Below are 2,676 nucleotides of genomic sequence, written 5' to 3'. Positions count from 1 at the left end.
GATTATGTTTTTGATATTGATTACTACCGCGGTAACGCGTTTGCCATAGACATACAGCTGGATAGCATCACGATCAATGAGCCGCTGCCGGAAGCGCAGGTGCAGCCCGGCGACCTGGCTTATGTGATCTACACTTCCGGCTCTACCGGCCAGCCCAAAGGAGTAATGATCAATCACCGTTCTTTGGTGGATTACGCGTTTGGCGCGCTGGCCCGCACCAATATTGCAGATTGTAAAAGTTTTGGGCTGGTATCCACCATTGCAGCAGACCTGGGCAATACGGTTATTTATACTTCTCTGCTGATAGGTGCAAAGCTGCATGTGTTCTCTGCCAAAGATGTAATGAGCGGGGAACGTATGCAAAGCGTGCAGCTGGATTGTATTAAGATAGTACCCTCGCACTGGAAAGCGCTGCAGCTGGACAACCATTTATTTGCACCGGCAAAATGCCTGGTGTTTGGTGGTGAGCAGCTTACCCGTGATGTGCTGGACCTCATTAAAGCAGGTAATGCCACCTGCGAAGTGTACAATCACTACGGGCCTTCAGAAACCACAATCGGTAAGCTCATTAACCGCATTAACCTGGAAGATACCTCGCTGCCCATTGCGCTGGGATCACCGTTCTGTAACAGTAACGTATATATCCTGGATGCACAGCTGCAGCTGCTGCCCACCGGTTTGACAGGGGAGATCTGCATTGGCGGCCATGGACAGGCAAGAGGTTATCTCAACAACCCTGCATTAACCGCAGAAAGATTTGTAGCAGATCCTTTCAAACCCGGACAGCAGATCTATAAAACCGGCGACCTGGGTAAATGGCTGCCCAATGGCGCCATTGAATTTTTAGGCCGTAAAGATGACCAGGTAAAGATCCGCGGTTACCGTATAGAATTAGGTGAAATAGAGAATGCGCTGAAAAATCACCCGGACGTTGAAACAGCAGCAGTATTGGTGAAACCCAATGCCGGCGGTGAAAAAGAGCTGGTAGCCTACATTGTAGGCAGCAATGCCCCCGGCAAACCAGAGCTGCAAAAGTACCTGGGCCAAACATTACCCTCCTACATGGTGCCCGGCCATTTCATACAGCTGGAAACAATGCCCTTAACCCCCAATGGTAAAGTGGACCGTAAAAAGCTGCCGGATCCTGACGGGGATCAAAACAGCGCCGGTTATGTAGCGCCCCGCAATGCCACAGAAGAGAAGCTGGTAGCCATCTGGCAGGAAGTGCTTGGACGGGAGCGTGTAGGGGTTAAGGATAATTTCTTTGAGCTGGGCGGCCATAGCTTAAAAGCCACCCGCCTGGCAAGCCAGATCCATAAGGTGTTTGATGTAAAGGTGGACTTTAACGACCTGTTCACCCTTGTGGTGCTGGAAGAGCAGGCCCGCCTGATCGATGAAGGAAAGCAGACAGCTTTTGTTACCATACCGGCTGCAGCTCCGCAAGCTGCTTACCCGCTGTCATCCTCCCAGCGCAGGTTATGGATCCTCAGCCAGTTTGAAGGCGGCAGCACTGCCTACAATGTACCTGCCGTATATGTGTTTGAAGGAGCGCTGAACTACAATGCGCTGATGCTGGCCTTTGATATGCTCATAGCCCGCCATGAAATACTACGCACCATCTTTAAGGAAGATGAGCAGGGAGAAGTAAAGCAGTTCATAAGATCAGTGATGGAGGTTGGTTTTAAGATCAACAACCAGGACCTGCAGGATGATGCAGACCGTGAGGAAAAAGTAAAAGTACTGGTGCAGGAAGCCATCAGCCGGCCTTTTAATCTCTCTGAAGGTCCGTTGGTACGTGCAGACCTGTATCAATTGACAAATGATCAATGGGTCTTTGTTTTCAACATGCATCACATTATCAGTGATGGATGGTCGCAGGATGTATTGATGAAAGAACTGCTGCAGTTTTATACAGCGCATACCAAAGGCACGGCCAATCCGCTGGACCCACTGCGTATTCAATACAAAGACTATGCAGTATGGCAGCAGGAGCAGCTGCATAGCGAAGCTTTTAACGAGCACCGGACCTGGTGGCTGCAGCAGTTTGAAGGATCGTTACCCGTGTTGGAGCTGCCGCTGGACAAGCCCCGCCCGGCCATGAAAACATACAAAGGCGGCGCCATTAATAAAACGCTTAACCCGCAAATAAGCCGGCAGCTGCAGGCTATTAACCATGAGCAGGGCGCTACCCTGTTCATGGGATTGCTGGCAGCCGTAAATGTATTGCTGTACCGCTATACCGGCCAGGATGATATTATTACCGGCATGCCCGTTGCCGGCAGGGAGCATGCCGACCTGGAAAACCAAGTAGGGTTTTATGTAAATACGCTGGCGCTGAGAGCACAGTTCAATGGCGCCGGCAGCTTTGAGCAATTACTGCAGCACATCAAGCAGGTAACCACAGGCGCTTACAAGCACCAGGCTTACCCCTTTGACAAGCTGGTGGATGAATTGCAGCTGCAGCGCGATCTGAGCCGCCATCCGCTGTTTGATGTAATGGTGATCATGCAGCATGGCGATGAGCGCAGTGTAGCCGTAAATACCCTGGAACAGGTACAGGTAAGCCGTTATGAAGGCCTGTCAGAAGACATGAGCAAATTTAACCTGAGCTTTGGTTTTGCAGAAACCGCAGCCGGCATTAACATTGGTATTGGCTACAACAGCGATATTTATAAC

At 50.6% G+C, this 2,676-nt stretch carries 1 protein-coding gene; it reads left to right on the top strand.

The genetic code is table 11. The annotated features are described in order from the left end of the window. Positions 1 to 2,676: condensation domain-containing protein (locus VIM87_RS22080; RefSeq protein ID WP_331999108.1), on the top strand; the 2,676-nt coding region annotated here is incomplete at both ends.

It is taken from the genome of Chitinophaga sp., from assembly GCF_036569125.1.
In the GTDB taxonomy this organism is placed as follows: domain Bacteria; phylum Bacteroidota; class Bacteroidia; order Chitinophagales; family Chitinophagaceae; genus Chitinophaga.
This window is presented reverse-complemented; position numbering and strand designations above follow the sequence as displayed.